The sequence below is a fragment of the Endobacter medicaginis genome, assembly GCF_014192375.1.
In the GTDB taxonomy this organism is placed as follows: Bacteria; Pseudomonadota; Alphaproteobacteria; order Acetobacterales; family Acetobacteraceae; genus Endobacter; species Endobacter medicaginis.
The window spans coordinates 212,757-229,967 of sequence record NZ_JACHXV010000001.1; the positions used below are offsets into that span (position 1 = coordinate 212,757).

At 68.5% G+C, this 17,211-nt stretch carries 16 protein-coding genes; 3 read left to right on the forward strand and 13 right to left on the reverse strand.

Annotation, left to right across the window (positions count from 1 at the left end):
• Positions 1-4: 4 nt before the first annotated feature.
• The 11 genes from FHR90_RS01000 to FHR90_RS01050 form a co-directional block, all read right to left on the reverse strand.
• On the reverse strand, positions 5-400 hold the full coding sequence (locus tag FHR90_RS01000; RefSeq protein ID WP_176627057.1) for a DUF3597 domain-containing protein: 396 nt from the start codon (positions 398-400) through the stop codon (positions 5-7).
• A 152-nt stretch (positions 401-552) separates the two neighbouring features.
• The gene (locus tag FHR90_RS01005; protein ID WP_183274601.1) at positions 553-1,368 is read right to left on the reverse strand and encodes a hypothetical protein; all 816 of its coding nucleotides are present in this window, start codon (positions 1,366-1,368) and stop codon (positions 553-555) included.
• A gap of 97 nt (positions 1,369-1,465) precedes the next feature.
• Positions 1,466-1,933 (reverse strand): preQ(1) synthase, encoded by a 468-nt coding sequence (gene queF / locus FHR90_RS01010; RefSeq protein WP_176626507.1) that lies wholly within the window; start codon positions 1,931-1,933, stop codon positions 1,466-1,468.
• Positions 1,930-2,481, reverse strand: a complete 552-nt coding sequence (locus FHR90_RS01015; protein ID WP_183274602.1) for a 6-pyruvoyl trahydropterin synthase family protein — start codon at positions 2,479-2,481, stop codon at positions 1,930-1,932. Before FHR90_RS01015 ends, queF begins: the two co-directional genes overlap by 4 nt.
• Complete coding sequence (gene queC, locus FHR90_RS01020; RefSeq protein WP_176623174.1) at positions 2,478-3,209, reverse strand: 7-cyano-7-deazaguanine synthase QueC; 732 nt, start codon at positions 3,207-3,209, stop codon at positions 2,478-2,480. The genes FHR90_RS01015 and queC overlap by 4 nt, the downstream gene beginning before the upstream one ends.
• Positions 3,206-3,871 carry a 7-carboxy-7-deazaguanine synthase gene (gene queE, locus FHR90_RS01025; protein ID WP_176623176.1) on the reverse strand — a complete coding sequence of 222 codons (666 nt, stop codon included), beginning with the start codon at positions 3,869-3,871 and terminating at the stop codon, positions 3,206-3,208. The genes queC and queE overlap by 4 nt, the downstream gene beginning before the upstream one ends.
• Before the next feature lie 217 nt (positions 3,872-4,088).
• Entirely contained in the window at positions 4,089-5,081 is a 993-nt protein-coding gene (bioB, locus tag FHR90_RS01030; protein ID WP_176623178.1) for a biotin synthase BioB, read from the reverse strand.
• 60 nt (positions 5,082-5,141) lie between these two features.
• Positions 5,142-6,134: an MYG1 family protein gene (locus tag FHR90_RS01035; protein WP_176623180.1), complete on the reverse strand. Its 993-nt coding sequence runs from the start codon at positions 6,132-6,134 to the stop codon at positions 5,142-5,144.
• Between the two features lie 65 nt (positions 6,135-6,199).
• On the reverse strand, positions 6,200-6,700 hold the full coding sequence (locus tag FHR90_RS01040) for a RidA family protein (RefSeq protein WP_176623182.1): 501 nt from the start codon (positions 6,698-6,700) through the stop codon (positions 6,200-6,202).
• A 26-nt stretch (positions 6,701-6,726) separates the two neighbouring features.
• Positions 6,727-7,167 (reverse strand): c-type cytochrome, encoded by a 441-nt coding sequence (locus FHR90_RS01045; RefSeq protein ID WP_246329939.1) that lies wholly within the window; start codon positions 7,165-7,167, stop codon positions 6,727-6,729.
• A gap of 14 nt (positions 7,168-7,181) precedes the next feature.
• The gene (locus tag FHR90_RS01050; protein ID WP_246329967.1) at positions 7,182-8,720 is read right to left on the reverse strand and encodes a flavin monoamine oxidase family protein; all 1,539 of its coding nucleotides are present in this window, start codon (positions 8,718-8,720) and stop codon (positions 7,182-7,184) included.
• A 375-nt stretch (positions 8,721-9,095) separates the two neighbouring features.
• Between FHR90_RS01050 and FHR90_RS01055 the strand changes: the two genes are divergently transcribed.
• Complete coding sequence (locus FHR90_RS01055) at positions 9,096-9,959, forward strand: acyl-ACP desaturase (RefSeq protein ID WP_176623184.1); 864 nt, start codon at positions 9,096-9,098, stop codon at positions 9,957-9,959.
• Positions 9,960-10,039: 80 nt separating this feature from the next.
• Here FHR90_RS01055 and mntR read toward each other — a convergent pair whose 3' ends face one another.
• Entirely contained in the window at positions 10,040-10,609 is a 570-nt protein-coding gene (mntR, locus tag FHR90_RS01060; RefSeq protein ID WP_176623186.1) for a manganese-binding transcriptional regulator MntR, read from the reverse strand.
• Between the two features lie 89 nt (positions 10,610-10,698).
• The gene (locus FHR90_RS01065) at positions 10,699-12,273 is read right to left on the reverse strand and encodes a hypothetical protein (RefSeq protein WP_183274603.1); all 1,575 of its coding nucleotides are present in this window, start codon (positions 12,271-12,273) and stop codon (positions 10,699-10,701) included.
• Between the two features lie 125 nt (positions 12,274-12,398).
• Between FHR90_RS01065 and FHR90_RS01070 the strand changes: the two genes are divergently transcribed.
• Both FHR90_RS01070 and FHR90_RS01075 read left to right on the forward strand, forming a co-directional pair.
• Positions 12,399-13,718: an Nramp family divalent metal transporter gene (locus FHR90_RS01070; RefSeq protein ID WP_176624231.1), complete on the forward strand. Its 1,320-nt coding sequence runs from the start codon at positions 12,399-12,401 to the stop codon at positions 13,716-13,718.
• 478 nt (positions 13,719-14,196) lie between these two features.
• Positions 14,197-17,124: a TonB-dependent receptor domain-containing protein gene (locus FHR90_RS01075; protein ID WP_266152618.1), complete on the forward strand. Its 2,928-nt coding sequence runs from the start codon at positions 14,197-14,199 to the stop codon at positions 17,122-17,124.
• Positions 17,125-17,211: the final 87 nt, after the last annotated feature.

Sequence of the window (17,211 nt, forward strand, 5' to 3'; positions counted from 1 at the left end):
AGGCTCAGGCGCCGGGCCACTTGCCGCCGTTCTCTGCCAGCTTGGCGACCACGGCCTTGTGCAGCGCGATGTTCTGTTCGGCGGTGCCGTCGGCGCCGGCATGCACGTTGAGCTCCTCGGCGAGCTTCTTGCGCGCATCAAGGCTGGAATCGAGGTCGAGCAGCTTGAGCAGGTCGACGATCGAGGTCTGCCAGTTCAGCCCGCCCCCCTTCTGCTCGGCGAGCTTGCCGAGGACCGCGCCGACATCGACCGTCTGCAGGCTCGGCGTACCACCCGCGGGGGCAGTGGCGGAGGCGGCTGGCGGTGACCCGGCGGCGGTCGGCTCGGCGGCGTGCGCGCCGGGGATGATGCTGCTCGCGGCCTGAACGATCTTGTCGACGATCGAACCGAAAATGGACACTGGGTTTCTCCCTGTTCCGTGTTGAGCTGACGTCCGTTCAAGCGTCTCTCCGGACGAGCAGTTGCATCCGGAGGGCGAAGTGTCCACGACGCCTCCGACGAGTCACGCCTCCGTGGGAGGGCGGCGCTGCGCGGGTCGCCGCGCCGGGGCGCTCAGTGTGGCGGGCGGTGGTCGTCGCGCGGCGGCGGTCCGCGATGTTCGCCGCCGCCGGGCGGTCCACGGAACTGCATCTGCGGTGCCGGTCCGGGCCGGCCGGCGAACCCGCCACCTTGCGGAGGGCCGCCGCCCGGGCGTCCGCCATTCCATCCGCCTTGCGGTGGCCCCGGCGGCCGGCCGGCGAAACCGCCGCCCTGCGGAGCACCGCCCGGGCGCCCGCCGTTCCAGCCGCCTTGCGGCGGTCCTCCCGGATGTCCCGCGTTCCAGCCGCTCGGCGGCGGTCCGCCGTATGGGCGTCCGCCGCCCCAGCCGCCACCCCAGCCGCCGCGATGCGGCGGCGGCAGGCCGCGGCCGCCGGGGAAGCGGTGGCCGAGCCGATCGCCGATATAGCCCGGTGCGGGATACCAGTGATGGCTGGGTCCCCAGTAGCCCCAGCCGCCATAGGCACTGCTGAAGGCGAGGGCGACCAGCGCGCCGCCGGCGAGGATCACCGGCGTGTCGTCGACATAGGTGACGCCGTCGGTGACCACCGTGGGTGTCTGGGGCGGGTAGGCGTAATAGCCGTCATAGGACGGGTCGGCCTCCTGCGCGTAGACGGGCTGGGCATACTGGGGGGCGAACTGGGGTTGGCCGTAGACCGGCTGGGCCTGTCCGTAGGCAGGCGCATAGGCCACCGGCTGCGCCGGATAGGGCTCGGCCACGCAGCCGGCGAGCAGCAGCGCCGCCAGCGGCACCGCGGCCAGGCGTGGCCAGTTCCGTCCCGGGACGCGCCGGGCCTGCGACCGAGTTTCGAACGCCGCCTGTGTCGACATCTCCGTCCTCCTGACCGACGCGGTCCAACGTGCCGTGAACCTTGCAGCCCGCCATGTCCGAAACACGGCGAAGCTGTGATCAGAACGTGCCGCGGTTTCAGCCGCGGCCACGATAGCCGGGAACGTCCTGGGGCGGGATCCAGACATCCGCCGGCGGTGCGCCGGTCTGCCAGAACACGTCGATCGGGATGCCGCCGCGCGGATACCAGTACGCCCCGATCCTGAGCCACACCGGATCGAGCTTCTCGACCAGATTGGCCGCGATCTCCACCGAACACGCCTCGTGGAAGGCGCCATGGTTGCGATAGCTGCCCAGGTACAGCTTCAGCGACTTGCTCTCGACGATCCAGTCGCGCGGCACATAGTCGATCACCAGATGCGCGAAGTCCGGCTGCGCGGTGATCGGGCACAGCGAGGTGAATTCCGGCGCCGTGAACCGCACCAGATAGCGTCGCCCCCTGTGCGGCGCCGCAACCCGCTCCAGCGTGTCGATCGAGGGTTCCGACGGCAGCACCGACGGCCGGCCGAGCTGGGTCAGCGAGGACAGGTCGGTCTCGTCGTTCATGCTGCGCACTCCGTGTCCCTCAGCGCGAGATCGTTCACGCTCATGTCCGCACGCCGCCACCAGCCGACCACGCCCGCCGGCAGCATCTCCAGCGGATCGCCCGCGAAGCGCACCGTGTTGGTCGGCGTCTCCTCGATCTCGATCGCCGCCACCGCCAGCCGGCCGCCATCCCCGGCCAGGAAGGCCCCCAGCTTCGCTGACAGGCAAAGTGCCAGCAGTTCCGTGGTCGGATCACCGGGCGTGACCACGATCCGCGCCGCCCTGTGCGGCTCGTGCGCCGAAAACCAGCCCAGCAGCGGATCGCACGACGAGAGCTGAAGCCCGTGATCGAGCCTTGTGTCGACGAAACGGTGCCAGCGCGCCTTGGCGCGGGCGAACGGCTCCACCATGTTCGCCGCCCCGTCCAGCCGCGCCGGCGCGGTGGGCCGCAGCCACACCCGCACCGTCTCGTTGTGCCCGTGCGGCAGCGCGCACGCCTCCGCCGCCCCCGAGATCAGCCGGTGCCCCATGCAGAACCGGCGCGAGAACACCAGGTCGAAGCCGCTCATGCCGTCACCGCCCCGCCCACCCAGCGCCGCCATCCCGCCGAGCGCAGGTCGCAGGCCGGGCAGCTCCCGCACCCGTAACCCCAGTCGTGGCGGTGCGTGCGGTCGCCGAGATAGCAGCTGTGGCTGCCATCGCGGATCAGCTCGACCAGCCTCGGCCCGCCCAGCGCCTCGGCCAGCGCCCAGGTCTGCGCCTTGTCGCGCCACATCAGCGGCGTGTGCAGCACGAAGCGGCGGTCCATGCCGAGATTGAGCGCCACCTGCAGCGCCTTGAGCGTGTCGTCGCGGCAATCCGGATAGCCGGAGTAATCCGTCTCGCACATCCCGCCGACCAGGTGCCGGATTCCCCGCCGGTAGGCCAGCGTGGCCGCAAACGTCATGAACAGCAGGTTGCGCCCGGGCACGAAGGTGTTGGGTAGTCCGCCTTCGGCGAACGCGATCTCCGCCTCGCGCGTCAGCGCGGTGTCCGACACCTCGCCGAGCACGGCGAGATCGAGCGTATGATCCGCCCCCAGCCGCGTCGCCCAGCCTGCATCCAACCGCGCCATCCCATCGCGCAAGCCCGCCCGGCACGCCAGCTCCACCGCATGGCGCTGCCCGTAATCGAAGCCGAGCGTCTCCACTCGGGCAAACCGCGCCAGCGCCCAGGCCAGGCAGGTCGCGGAATCCTGTCCGCCCGAGAACAGTACCAGCGCCGCCTCGTCAGGGCGCGCGTCCGTCACGCCGCTCATGGGATGCCCAGCATCTTGTGCGTCTGCACCGACAGCCGCCATTTCGGATGCGCCAGGCAATAGGCGATCGCCGCCTCGGTATTGGCTACCCGGTCCGGCCCGTCCATCGGCTGGAGGAAATACTGCCCGAACGCGCTGTCCTCACACGCCTCGGGCATCAGCTCCGGCTGCGGATAGACGAGCTTGAGCTCCGCCCCGCCCCGCTGCCGCCACTCGGCCCCCGCCTTCGGGCTGACGCAGATCCAGTCGATCCCCGCCGGTGCCTCGATCGTGCCGTTGGTCTCCACCGCCACCTCGAAGCCGCGCGCCCGTACTGCTCCGATCAGCGCCGCATCGAGCTGCAACAGTGGCTCGCCCCCGGTGAACACCACATATCGCCGCGCCGGGCCCTCCCCGGGCCACATCCGCTCGATCGCCTCGGCCAGCGCCTCCGCCGACCCGAACCGGCCGCCGCCCGAGCCATCCGTGCCCACGAACTCCGTGTCACAGAACCGGCACACCGCCGCGGCCCGGTCAGCCTCCCGCCCCGTCCACAGATTGCAGCCCGCGAACCGGCAGAACACCGACACGCGCCCCGCCTGCCCGCCCTCGCCTTGCAAGGTGGCAAACATCTCCCTGATGGCATAGCTCCGCCTGCCGGAGGCCGCTGGTTCCTCGTGCATGCGGCTCCCTCGCGCCACACGGCCGTCGCGTCAAGCGAAATCGCCGGGGGCGTTGCCCTCCGCACCCCCAGCAGGGGGCTCGGCCCCCTGCACCCTCGATCTGATCACGACAGGAGGGTGGCCCATCTGGGCTACCCTCCTGTCGCGATGAAGTCCTGGAGGTGCAGGAGGCGAGCCTCCTGCCGGGGTGCAGGGGCAGAGCCCCTGCGACCACGCTTCACGCCACGGCGGTATGCATGCCGAGGCGGGTCAATAGTTGGCGGTCGCGGGAGGCTTCGGGGTTGGGGGTGGTGAGCAGCTTCTCGCCGTAGAAGATCGAGCTCGCACCCGCGAGGAAGCACAGGGTCTGGGCTTCGTCGGTCATGTGCTCGCGGCCGGCGGCGAGACGCACGGTGCTGCGGGGCATGGTGATGCGAGCGGCGGCGATGGTGCGGACGAAGTCGATCGGATCGACGGGGGCGGCGTGGTCGAGGCGGGTGCCGCGGACGCGGACCAGCATGTTGACCGGCACGGATTCGGGATGGCGGGGCAGGGAGGCGAGGGTGGCGATCAGGCTGGCGCGGTCCTCGGTGCTCTCGTCGAGGCCGAGGATGCCGCCGCAGCAGACATGGATGCCGGCGTCGCGGACATGGGCCAGCGTGTCGAGCCGGTCCTGGTAGGTGCGGGTGGTGATGACCTGCGCGTAGTGCTCGGGCGAGGTGTCGAGATTGTGGTTGTAGTAGTCGAGGCCGGAAGCGGCGAGGCGGCCAGCCTGGTTTTCGGTGAGCATGCCCAGGGTGACGCAGCTTTCGAGGCCGAGCGCCTTGACGCCTTCGACCATGGCGCAGACGGCATCGATGTCGCGGTCCTTGGGCGCGCGCCAGGCGGCACCCATGCAGAAGCGGGTTGCTCCTGCGTCGCGGGCGGCGCGGGCTTCGGCGAGCACGGCGTCGACGTCCATCAGCTTGGAGGCCTTCAGCCCGGATTCGTGGCTGGTCGATTGCGAGCAATAGCCGCAATCCTCGGGGCAGCCGCCGGTCTTGATCGACAGCAGGGTGGCGATCTGGATCTCGGCGGGATCGAAATGCTGGCGGTGGACCGACTGGGCGCGGAACATCAACTCGGGGAACGGCAGCGCCATCAGCGCGGCGACCTCGTCGCGGGTCCAGTCATGGCGTGGCGGCGCGGCCGGCTCGAAGGTCCTGGGTTGGATCGGCAGGGCGTCAGGCATGATCGGTCTCCTCGACGGTTCCTGTCGCACGCGGCCCGGGGTCAAGCCAAGAGGCGGGTGTCAGCCGGGCAGGGCCGCGCGGGCCATGGCGATCGCGCCTTCGCGCGAGCGCGCGGCGCCGACGAAGCGGCGCAGATGCACGAAGACCGCGTCGGGCACCCCCGAACGTTCGGCCAGTGCGGCACCCTGCAGACCGGCCCAGGCCTCGGGCAGCGGCTGGCGCTGGTCGAAACCCCCGGGCACGGTGGTCATGCAGTCGATCATCCAGTTGCCGTTGTTGGCCGGTGCGATGCCGAACAGGACCGGAAGATGATGGTCGAAGGCGGTGCGTTTCCACGGCAGGCCGCGTTCAAAGACCAGGATGCGCGGATCGGCGGCGGTCTGGTTGGCCGTGAGCACGATCGCCTCTCCGGCGAGACGGGCGCGAACATGCTCGATGCGCTGTCGCAGCACGGTGGCGGCGAAATCGGCCGCCTTGCGGAATTCCGCGTCGCCGGCCTGCGGTGAATTGGCGTCGGAGGCGTCCCAGGGCAGGTTGAAATCGGCGATCAGCGACGGCAGGCCGAACTCGCCGGGGACGGAGGCGACGCCGTTGTCGGATTCGTCGATGCGTCGGATCAGCCCGGCATCGAGTTCCGCGAACAGCCGCTCCGGGGAGACGCCATCCACGGGGGGCATGTCGTGCAACGAGGCGCGCAACGCATCGAGCCCGTAACGTCGCCAGATCAGCCCGGCGGAAGAGAACGGGGTGCCGTCGTCGCGCAAGGGGGCGCCGCGCTGATGGTGGTCGTAGCGGGAGCGTTCGGGATCGAATTCGAGGCCGACATCCCACACGATGTCGCCTGCGGCGATGCGCGCGCTATCGCGGGTGCGGATCAGCGTGTGATCGGAGCCCGGCGTCCCCAGGCCGAGGGCGAGGCGCAGGATGGCGTAACCGAACACCTCATCGCAGTGGAACCGGCCGCTATGGGTGACGAGGACGGGCCGCGTCGGATCCGAGGCGGCCGGAACGGGTGGCTGTTCAGGCTGGTCGGGCAAATCGGGGACGGTCATGGCGGGCGGCATAGTGTGACAGAGTCCATCCGCCCGCAATGGCGCCATTCATTTCGATGAAAGAATCACTTCGGCTTGCGGACTGCGGTGACCTCGATCTCGACCAGCCAACCGGGATTGGCGAGGGTGGCGACGCCGAAGGCGGAGCGGGTCGGCAGGTTCGGCTGCGCTGCGGTGCCGAACTTCTCGGTGTAGGCCTTCATCATGCCGGCGAAGTCGAGCTTGCCGGTGGCCGGGTCGGGCTTGAGGTAGACATGCATCTGCACGACGTCGCCGAAGGTCAGGCCGAGGCTGGTGAGTTCCTTCTCGATCTGGGCGAGGGCGGAGCGGGTCTGGGTCTCGGTGTTGCCGTAGGCGGCGAGCGTCATCGGCGTCGCCTTGGGGTCGGCGACGGCCGCACCCATGCCCGAGAGATAGACGGTGCTGTAGCCCGGCGGCACCTCGATCGCGGCGGCGATCGGGAAATGGCCTTCCGGCAGGGCGTGACGGACGAGGCCTTCGGCGTGAGCCGAGGTCATGCCCAACGCAGCCATGGTGGCGGCGAGAGCGGCGACAATCTTGCGCATGGCTGGGATCTTCCTTGGTTGGCCGTTCAGGGCATCTCGACGACCGGTGCGTCGGCGCGCAGCGGCTTGACGTCGTCGGGGGTCAGCTTGTCGGTGAAGTTGTTGCCGAAATGGCTGCGGATGTAGTTCACCACGTCGGCGACCTGGGTGTCGGAGAGGTAGCCGTTGAAGAACGGCATGCCGCCGTAGCCGTGGACGATCACCTGCGCGGGATAGCCGGCGGAGGCGAGCTTGGGATTGCCGGCGAGCGCGGGGATGGTGGCAGTGCCCACCGCACCCTTGCCGTCGGGCATGTGGCAGCCCTGGCAGACATGCTGATAGACCTGTGCGCCGTCCTTCATCACCGGCACCGCGCCGGTGACGTTGGCTGCCGCATCCGCCCAGGCGGGACATGGTGACAGCGCGAGGGCCAGCAGGCCGGCTGCGGCGAGGGCGGAGGCGGCGAGCATCGAGGCGGTGGCTTTCATGGTCCGGCTCCCCATCATCCTGCCCCCTGGGCGCGCTTGTGCAGTTGCTCGACGGCCGAGATCGACGACAGCAGCGCGCCTTCCTGCCAGCAGCCGACATAGGAGGCGTGCTCGCCGGCCAGCACGATACGGCGGTCCATGGTGGTGAGCGTCTTGTAGTGGTCGCGCCGCGCCTGCTCGCTCCAGGTGCCGCAGCAGCCCTCGATCCATGGCACCCGGCTCCATGCCCAGCCGACGCCGTTGGAGAATTCCTTGAGATATTGCGGGTGGAGTGCTGCGCCCTGCTGGAGTCCGTGCTTCACGCGCTCTTCGGGCGTCATGCCGGCGAAATCATAGGCGGCGGGGCCGAACATGTAGCCGCCCAGCAGCACCGCCGGGCCCTTCGAGAAATAGCCGTGGCTCGGGTAGGAGATCTGCGAGATGCCCTGGTCGGTGAACGAGATGCCGCCGTAGATGGCCTCGTCCTCTTCCCAGAAACGGCGCTTGAACTCGAGGCCGAGCTTCACCGAGGAAGCATAGGGCACCGCGGCGATGGCGGCGAGCATCGCATCGGAAACCTCGACCTCCATCTGGGTGAGGATCGACAGCGGAATGGTGCAGACGCAGAAATCGGCCTTGGTGGTGCGCGTAGCGCCGCCATGCGCCATGTCGGTCCAGCTCACGGTGACGCCGTGATCGTCCTGGGCGATCTTGCTCACCTTGGCCTGATGGGTGACGAGGTCGCCGACCTGCCTGGCGAAGCCGCGGCCGATCATGTCCATGCCGCCGACCGGCTGGAACATCGTCGGCTGCATCTCGTAGTTCATGTGGAACGCCATCCACGCCCAAAGGCCGGACTTCATCACGTCGTCGCGGCTGAACGGGGTGGAGGGGGTGGGCGCGCCGTCGGGGCCGCCGCCGGGCTCGTGATCGAAACCGCGGCGGTTCGAGGCGTGCAGCCCCTTCACATAGCGGTAATCGCGGTCGAGCGCGCCCCAGTCGCGCATCGCCTCGAGCAGGATCTCGCGCTCCTCCTTGCCGGCGGGATCGTCGAGCTTGCCCTGATTGATGGCCTTGGACAGCAGCTCGGCGGTGTAGCCGGTGAAGTCGCTCATGTAGTCGCGATAGCGCTGCGGCTTGCCGCCGAAGGTGGTGGAGCTGTGCAGCCAGGTGTTCATGTTGAACTGCTGGAACGGCTCCAGGGCGACGCCGAACTCGCGACAGTAATGCAGGATGGCGTGATGGTGGTAGGGCAGCCGCCACGGGCCCGGATTGACGTAGTTGCCGGCGGCGAACTTCACGTCGATCACGCCGCCGCCGAGCTCGGTGTAGCGGTCGCCGCCGCGCAGGGTGAAGTTCCGCCCGCCGGAGCGGTTCTGGTATTCGAGGATCTGGACCTTGTAGCCGGCCTTACGCAGCTCGTAGGCCGCGAGCATGCCGGCGAGGCCGGCGCCGAGGATCACCACGCTCTGCCCCTTGCCGCCCGACAGGTTCGGCGGCGAGGTGAAATCGCTGCCGGCGGCGTGTCCGAGGCGGGTCATCGCCTGGTACATGGCGGCCGTGCCGGCCACCATGCCGATACGCGACAGCAATTGCCGTCTGGTGGAGCGGGAGGGGGCCTCGGTCACACGCATCTCCTGGTCTGGACAGAACCTGTCTTGTGCAAAACCTGCGCACAAAACAGGCGAAATGCGCAAAAAGTGCTCATAACGCGTTGATTTATGCGAAGAACTTCGCGTTTGCGCACAGTATGGGCAACAGCCTGCGTTGCGCAACCGGCTTGACCTGGACATTGCGCATCCGATCCGATCGTGGCCGGCTTGCGGAGCGAGGGGCCGGGGTGAGGTTTGCATGGCGAGCCGTCGATGGCAGATTGTCGGATTGGGTTGCGTCCCCGGGGCATCGTCCCGGGGCAACCCGCGGCACGTGCGGACGATGAATCAGACGATATGAAGCATTGGCGGATCGAAGACATGGACTGGAGCCGGTTCGACGGCTCGAAGGTGGACCCGGCGATCCTCGCCCTGGTCAAGGCCGCCTCAGTGGTCGAGCGCAACGGGCTCGACTATGCCGTCTATCTCGGGCGGGTCTTCGTCGGCGATGCACCGTTCCGGCAGGCGGCCGACAACTGGGGCGTGGAGGAGGTCCAGCACGGTGACGCGCTCGGCCGCTGGGCGATGCTGGCCGATCCGGGCTGGGACTACTGGTCGGCGTTCGAGCGCTACCGCGCCACCTATCACATCGACAGCGACGTCGACGCCTCGCGTCGCGGCTCGCGCACCGGCGAACTGATCGCGCGCTGCATGGTCGAGACCGGCACTTCCAGCTTCTACACCGCGCTGGCGGAAGCCACCGAGGAGCCTGTGCTGCGCGCCATCTGCAAGCAGATCGCCGCCGACGAATACCGGCACTTCAAGCTGTTCTACGATCACATGCACCGCTATCTGGCGCGCGAGAAGCTCGGCTTCTGGGCCCGGACCCGCATCGCGCTCGGCCGCGTGAACGAGACCGAGGACGATGAGCTCGCCCACGCCTACCACACCACCAACGAGGCCGAGGGCGTGGCCTACGATCACGAGCGCTGCATTGCGGCCTACATGGCGCATGCGATGTCGTTCTACCGGCAGACCCATGTCACCCGGGCGGTGAACATGACCTTCAAGACCATCGGCTTCAAACCCCATGGCCGCATCGCCTCGCTGGCCGCGCGTCTGGCCTTCGCGGCGATGCAGCGGCGACAGCGGCGTTTCGCAGCGCGACTGGCGGCAGATTCGGCACCAGCGGCACATGGAATGAGCCTTCAGGCAGCGTAAAGACGATTTCTGACACCCCTGGCGGCTGCCGCTGCTGGCGCTAATGTTCGTGCAGGCCGGACGGCTGCGGCCCGCTTATTTCAGCGCGCTGGCGACGGGCTCGCTGTTGGGCTGCGCCCGTTTTTGTTCGGCCTCGATGGCCCGGCGCCGCGCGCCACTTCCGTCTCGCGGCTGCTGGCCGCCTGACCCGGCGGTTCAACCGCATGTCGGGTGGCGAGGAAGCGCCGGAACGCGCCCAGCGTCGCATCCGAGACATGGTGCTCGATGCCCTCCGCATCGGTCGCCGCCACCTCGGCCGGCACGCCGACGGCGCAGAGCAGTTCGACCACCAGCAGGTGTCTGGCGCGAACGCGCCCGGCCATGGCGCGCCCCGCCTCGGTGAGTGTCACGCCACGGTGCGGTCGGCTCTCGGCCAACCCCTCGCGCCGCAGCCGGGCAACGGACTTGACCACCGAGGCATGCGAGATGCCGAGCCGGCGGGCGATGTCGGTGATGCGCGCGCTCGTCCCGTCCTGCGGCGCCAGCTCCGCGATCAGCTCCACATAATCCTCGATCAGGATCGCCGCCTGCACCGCCCGCGCGCGTCCGAACCGCTGCGCCTGCCGGGCGGTCTCCGGATCGGTCCGGGCGGAGGGGGCGTGTGCTGTCATCGACGGGTCGCTGCCCTGAAACATTGGCCCCCGAGTCCTTGGGCCTCGGCGACGCCGAAGACAAGGGCCGACACGAGGCCGGGGTGACTTCAGGCCAGGGTGATGTGCGCCAGCCCCACCCCCAGCGTGCGGGGGTCGGCGCTGCCCGGGGCCGGCGCGGTGCGGTGGCCGGCGAGCACGCGCAGGTCCAGCAACGTGCCGCCGATTAGCATGTCGTCCGACACCGTGAGTCCCAGCCGTGTCGAGCCGCCCGGCGGCAGTCGGCAGCTCGCATGCGCCGAGCCGGCGCACAGGCTCACCTCGACCGGTGCGGCGGCATGGGCGGGCGCGTGCACCTCCATCCCCAGCCAGCGGCCGACGCCGTCATGGACGCGCAGCAGCAGGTCCGCGACCGGATCGCGCGTCCACAGCAGAGCAGTGTCGGGCTCCCACCAGCCGGCCGGGCGGCTGGCCGGCGGCAGGACGATCCGCGCCTCGGGCCGGTGTGCGGCATCGATCCGGCTGCCCGGCGACAGTTGCGCCGGCAGGCCCTGCTCCTCGAGACCCCAGTCCAGGCCCAGACCCTCGCGCAGGCCGGGAGCGGCCAGGGTGGCGCGCCCGGTGCCGGCGCGGTCCGGCGCGGCGGAGGACAGATCGCCTGAACGTGCCAGTGCGCCCAGCAGGCCGGCCAGATCGTCGAGCCCGAGCACGACCGGCTCCAGCCCCAGCGCCGCGCGGCAGCGGCTGCGGTCGTTGTGCAGCAGCCCGTGCGCCTGCCGGCCGAACAGCCTGGCCTCCGCCAGCACGGAGGAGGACAGCGCCACCACATCGCCGACCGGCGGTGCGCAGAGCAGGTCGTAGGTCGGCAGCCGGGTCAGCCGGGCATGGCCGATCGCGGCGCAGACCGCGCGCAGCGGGGCGATGTCGGTCTCGTAGGGGTGCGGGCGGACCAGCAGCCAGTCGAATCCGCGGGCGATCTCCGCCAGCGTCTCGATGTGCTCGTCGATGCGGGTCAGCCGGCCTCCGGCGATGGTGGCCGCGTCGATGGCCATCTGACCGACCAGCAGGCCGACCCGTCCCTGCGTCATCAGCGGCAGCCCGTGCCGTGCGCGCCGCGCGGCGGCGAACAGGGCGGCGGCGCGCTCGAGTTCATCCTCGCCGATCGCCCGCGCGGTGGCGGCGCGATGCAGGGCCGGCAGGGTGGTGTGCATCTCCACCGGCAGCGTGGGCAGGAAGCGGCAGGCCGACGGCGCGATGCAGACCGCCGGAATGCCGCGCCGCGTCGCCCAGCCCATCAGCCAGGGCGGCAGCTCGAAACCGACCAGCAGATCCGCCGCGGCGCCCCCGGCGCCCGGGGCGAGGAACTGCGCGTCGAGCGCGTCATCGAGGCCTGCCGTGTCGATGTCGCCCGACAGCGCGGCCCAGCCCTGCGGCGAGCGGTCGAGACCGAGGGCGGCGGCGATGGCGCCCGCATCGAAGCGCCCGCCGGCGGCGCGTGGTGCCACCAACTCCACCGCCCAGCCGGCGCGCTCGAACGTCGTGCGCAGCAGACCGTCCAGCCACTGGTAGAGGAACGGGTTGGCGGTCATCCCGAAGGTCGGATCGCGGCAGGGATCCTGGGTGAGCAGCAGGCGCATGGCGTGCTGATGCGGCGCCGCCGCGCCGAATGCCAGCTTTCTTACCATCCGATGACGATTTCTTACCCGCCGCAGGCTTTCGTCACGTGCCGCAGCCGTTGCTCACTTGACGCAATCGTAACCATGGTTACATCTTTACGCATGGGCAGTCGCCGATGCGCAGACCGGTGCGGATGAACACGCCGACGGAGATCGTCCGGCGGGAGTCCGCGAACCTGTCCGAGCGCACCGACGCGGCGATGCGTGACATGCTCGACGGGCGTCGGCGCGGCGTGCTGGGTTGGCTGGCCTTTGCCGGTCCGGCGGTCATCGCCTCGGTCGCCTATGTCGATCCGGGCAATTTCGTCACCAACCTCCAGGCCGGCGCCGGCTATGGCGACCGTCTGCTGTGGGTGGTGGTGATCGCCAATGTGGTGGCGATGCTGTTCCAGGCGCTGTCGGCGCGGCTGGGTATCGTGACCGGGCGCAATCTCGCCGAACTCAGTCGGGCGCGGTTCGGCAGGCCGATCGCGATCGCGATGTGGATCGCGGCCGAGATCGGTGCGATCGCCACCGATCTCGCGGAATTCGTCGGCGGGGCGATCGGGCTGTCGCTGCTCGCCGGCATCGGGCTGCTGGCCGGCATGGGGATCGTCGCGGTGCTGTCGATCGCGCTTCTGGCCCTGCGCCGGCGGGGATTTCGACCCTTCGAGCTGGTGATCGGCGTGCTGGTCGGCCTGATCGGGCTCAGCTACGTGGTGCAGCTCGGACTGATTCGGGTGGACTGGCCGCGGGCGATCCACGGCGCGCTGGTGCCCGGGCTGCCCGACCGTGCCGCACTGGCGCTGGCGATCGGCATGATCGGCGCCACCGTGATGCCGCATGCGATCTATCTGCATTCGGGCCTGACCCAGTCGCGGCTCCGGCCGCGCGAGGCCGCCGAATGCCGCCGCCTGATCCGCATCTCCAACGCCGAGGTGGTGATCGCCCTCGGCCTGACCGGCCTGGTCAACATGGCGATGGTGCTCGCCGCGGGGGCGTTTCATCCCGATCATCCGCAGATCGCCGATCTCTCCGAAGCGTACCGGAGCCTCACCCCGCTGCTGGGCGGGCTGGCGGCGGCCGCCTTCCTGACCGCCCTGCTCGCCTCGGGCCTGTCGAGCACGGTGGTCGGCACGCTGGCGGGAGACATGGTGATGGCGGGCTTCACCGGTCGGCGGTTGAAGCTGTGGGTGCGTCGGGTGGTGACGATGGCACCGGCTTTCCTGATCATCGCGTCCGGGGTCGATGCCACCCGGGCGCTGGTGGTCAGCCAGATCGTGCTGAGCTTCGTGCTGCCGGTGCCGATGATCGCGCTGCTGGTGATCAGCGCCGACCGCACCCTGCTCGGCGGCTTCGCGCTGAGCGCGCGCGCGCTCTGGCTGCCGGCGATGGCGGTGGCGGTGATCACCCTGCTCAACCTGATCCTGGTGGTGGGAGGCATCGCCGACCTCGCGCACCTGTCGCGGGTCTGATCGTTGCACTCTTACAACACCCCGTGCTTTACATTTCGACACCATGAATTTTGACTGACCGTATCGTTACGTTACCTTTACCTTGCCGTCCGCGGATGGGGCATGTCCGCCGGATGGGAGTTGGATAACGATGCCGGAGTCGGTCAAGACATTCTCTTTCAGTCACTTGCGGGGGAGTGCCGTTCGTGTCGCATGGCTCGGCGGGGTCTGTGCCGCCGCATTTGCCATGCCCGCTTCCCATGCCCAGTCACGTCTGGACGGCACCCAATCCGCCGTACATGCGAAACACAAGGTTACGCCCAAGCATTCTGTCAGAAAGAGGGTCGGTCGTTCGACTCCGGTCAAGGCAGCCAACCCGGCTGGCGCGCCCGTCGCCGGGGCGGCGACACCTGTCACGGTCGCCTCACCCGCGGCTGCGGCCGCAACGGGCGCATTCGCCGTAGGCGATACCGATACCGGCCGCTCCGAACAGATCGTGGTGACCGGCGCGCGCCTGTCACATTCGCGCCTGACCGACGTGATGGCCGGCCAGACCGTCACCGCCGAACAGATCAAGGCACGCGGCTACACCAATCTCGGCCTCGCGCTGCTGCGTGAGAATCCGGCGTTCGCCCCATCGGGCAACAGCCAAATCGGCAGCCAGGGCAGCTTCGGTGCCGGTCAGACCTTCGGCAACCTGCTCAATCTCGGCGATCAGCGGACGCTGACGCTGATCGACGGCATGCGCATGGTGGGTGCGACCACGCCGTCGATCTTCGCCACCGCGACTGGCTCGCAGGTCGATGTCGGCACCATCCCGGTCTCGCTGGTCAAGCAGGTGGACACCAAGATCGGCGGCGCGGGGGCGGCCTATGGCGCCGATGCGGTCGCCGGCGTGGTGAACTACATCCTCGACGACAAGTTCGAAGGCCTCGACTTCAACGCGCAGGGGCAGTTCACCCAGAAGCTCGATGCGCCGCAGGAGCAGATCTATCTCAAATACGGCCGCAGCTTCGACCACGAGAAGGGGCATGTCGTCTTCGACATCGAATACCGCAACGCCGGTGGGATGACCTATCGCGACCGCAACGACATTCTCGGCGCTGACGCGGAAGCCTATCGCCAGCCGCTGGCCGGCTCGGGCTCGCCCTATTCCTATGTGTTCACCTCGCGCCAGCGCTTCGCGCAGACCTCCGTCAACGGCATTCCGCTGGTCTACGGAACCCGCAACCCGACCTCGGGCGGCAAGATCTCCGGCGGTATCGCCTCGGCCACCGGCTCGGCGTTTCCCCTCGAATTCAGCGACAACGGCACCGCGCTGATCCCGCTGACCTATGAGGCGCGCACCGGCAGCAACAACTATGTCGTCGGCGGCAACGGCATCTCGCTGCGCAACTACCAGCAGCTCTTCACGCCGTCGGATTCGCTCAATCTCACCACGCTGGGCACCTACGACATCACCCCGCGAATCCATGCGAGCTGGCAGGGCTGGTATCAGCGCGGCAGCGCGGAAAGCACCACCGCCCAGGGCTACTGGTCGACCTCGCAGTTCGACGAGCCGCTGACGCTGGCCAATTTCGAAAATGACGGTGCGGTGAACGGTCCGTTCGCGCTGAGCACGTCGAACCCGTATCTCACCGGCGCCGAGCGCACCACCATCATCAACGCGCTGAAGGCGGCGGGCCGCGATCCCTCGACCTTCTACATGACGCGCCTCAACCAGGACCTCGATGCCGGTGCCTTCAAGACGCTCAACCAGATGTTCCGCTTCCAGGGCGGACTGAACGGCGACTTCGACGCGCTGCACCGCAACTTCCAGTGGAAGGTCGTCGGCCAGTACAGCAAGTATCTCAACGACACCTCCGAGAAGATGGTCGATACCCGCAACCTCATCAACGCGCTCGACGCGGTGGTGCTGGCGGATGGGACGATCGGCTGCCGCCCGGGCGTGATCAACTCGACGGCGGTGACCGAAAGTTCCACATGTGCGCCGCTCGACCCGTTCGGCTTCGATCAGATGACGCCGGCGGCGAAGCAATACGTCACCGCCGACGCGGTCTCGAAAACCCGCAACGACCTGCGCGACATCCAGGCCGAGCTGTCGTCGTCGCTGTTTCATCTTCCCGCCGGCGACGTGCGCTGGGATCTCGGCTACGAGCATCGTCGCGAAAGCTACGATTTCGATCCGGGCGCCTTCATGCGCGGCGAACTCCAGCCCGATGGCAGCTACAGCCGCTATGGCAACTTCATCCCGATCTCCGGCGTCAACGGCGCCTACCAGACGCATGAGGCGTTCGGCGAACTGGACCTGCCGATCGTTTCGCCGAAAATGCACATCCCGGCGATCTACAGCCTGTCCGCGCAGGCCAACGGTCGCTTCACCCACAACAGCGCGAGCGGCAATTACTGGACCTACCTGTTCGGCGGTGCGTGGTGGCCGACACAGGATTTCGGCTTCTCCGGCAACTATGCGAAATCGGTGCGCAATCCGTCGGTCAACGAGCTGTATTCGCCGCTGGGTTCGTCGTACGAGTCGGCCAACGATCCCTGCTCGCAGGAATTCCTCAATTCGGGCCCGAATCCGGCCACCCGCCGTGCCAACTGCGCCAAGGCCGGCATCCCGACCAATTTCGAGTCCGATATCGTCAGCTACACCATTCTCGGTGCGACCGGCGGCAACACCAGACTCAAGAACGAGAGCTCGAAGAGCTATACCGGCTCGCTGCATCTCGCGCCGCGCTTCCTGTCCAGCTTCCGGATGGATGCGTCGTTCAACGACGTGAAGATCAACGACGAGATCCAGTCGCTGACCGTCGAGGACGAGATGTCGGCGTGCTATGACTCGCCCAGCTATCCGAACGCCTACTGCTCGACCTTCGTGCGCGATCCGTCGACGCACCAGATCACCTATTTCGAGGATGGCTACACCAACATCGCCCAGCAGCATCTCCAGGCGCTGACCGCCAGCGTCTCCTACGCCCTGCCGCTGCGTCGTGTCGGCCTGCCGAACAATGCCGGCGACCTGCTGCTCAACGTGAACTACATCCACTACCTCAAGAACCAGCAGACCCTGCTCGGTGTCACCTATCAGGAGGGCGGCAGCACCGCCACGCCGAACGACAGCTTCGTCGCCAACCTCAACTACGTCCGGGGACCGTTCTTCGCGCAGTGGCAGACGATCTGGTACGGCCCGTCGGTCTATGAGCTCAACGTTGCCGACAACATCTACCAGGGCAACAACCGCAGCGCGTTCGCCTACTTCAACACCACGCTCGGCTACAAGATCACGAAGAACTTCGACGTGAACTTCAACATGAACAACGTCACCGACGCACTGCCCAAGCATGCGGGTACCGTCAGCCTCACCCGCTATTACGAGGCGCTGCTCGGACGTTCGTTCCTGATCAGCATCGGGGCGCATTTCTGATCGTCTGATCGATCCTCACGCCGCGGCCGTCGCGCCGGGTTGCCTTCGGGGCGGCCCGGCGCGATGCTTTTGCGGGCGGGATCGGTC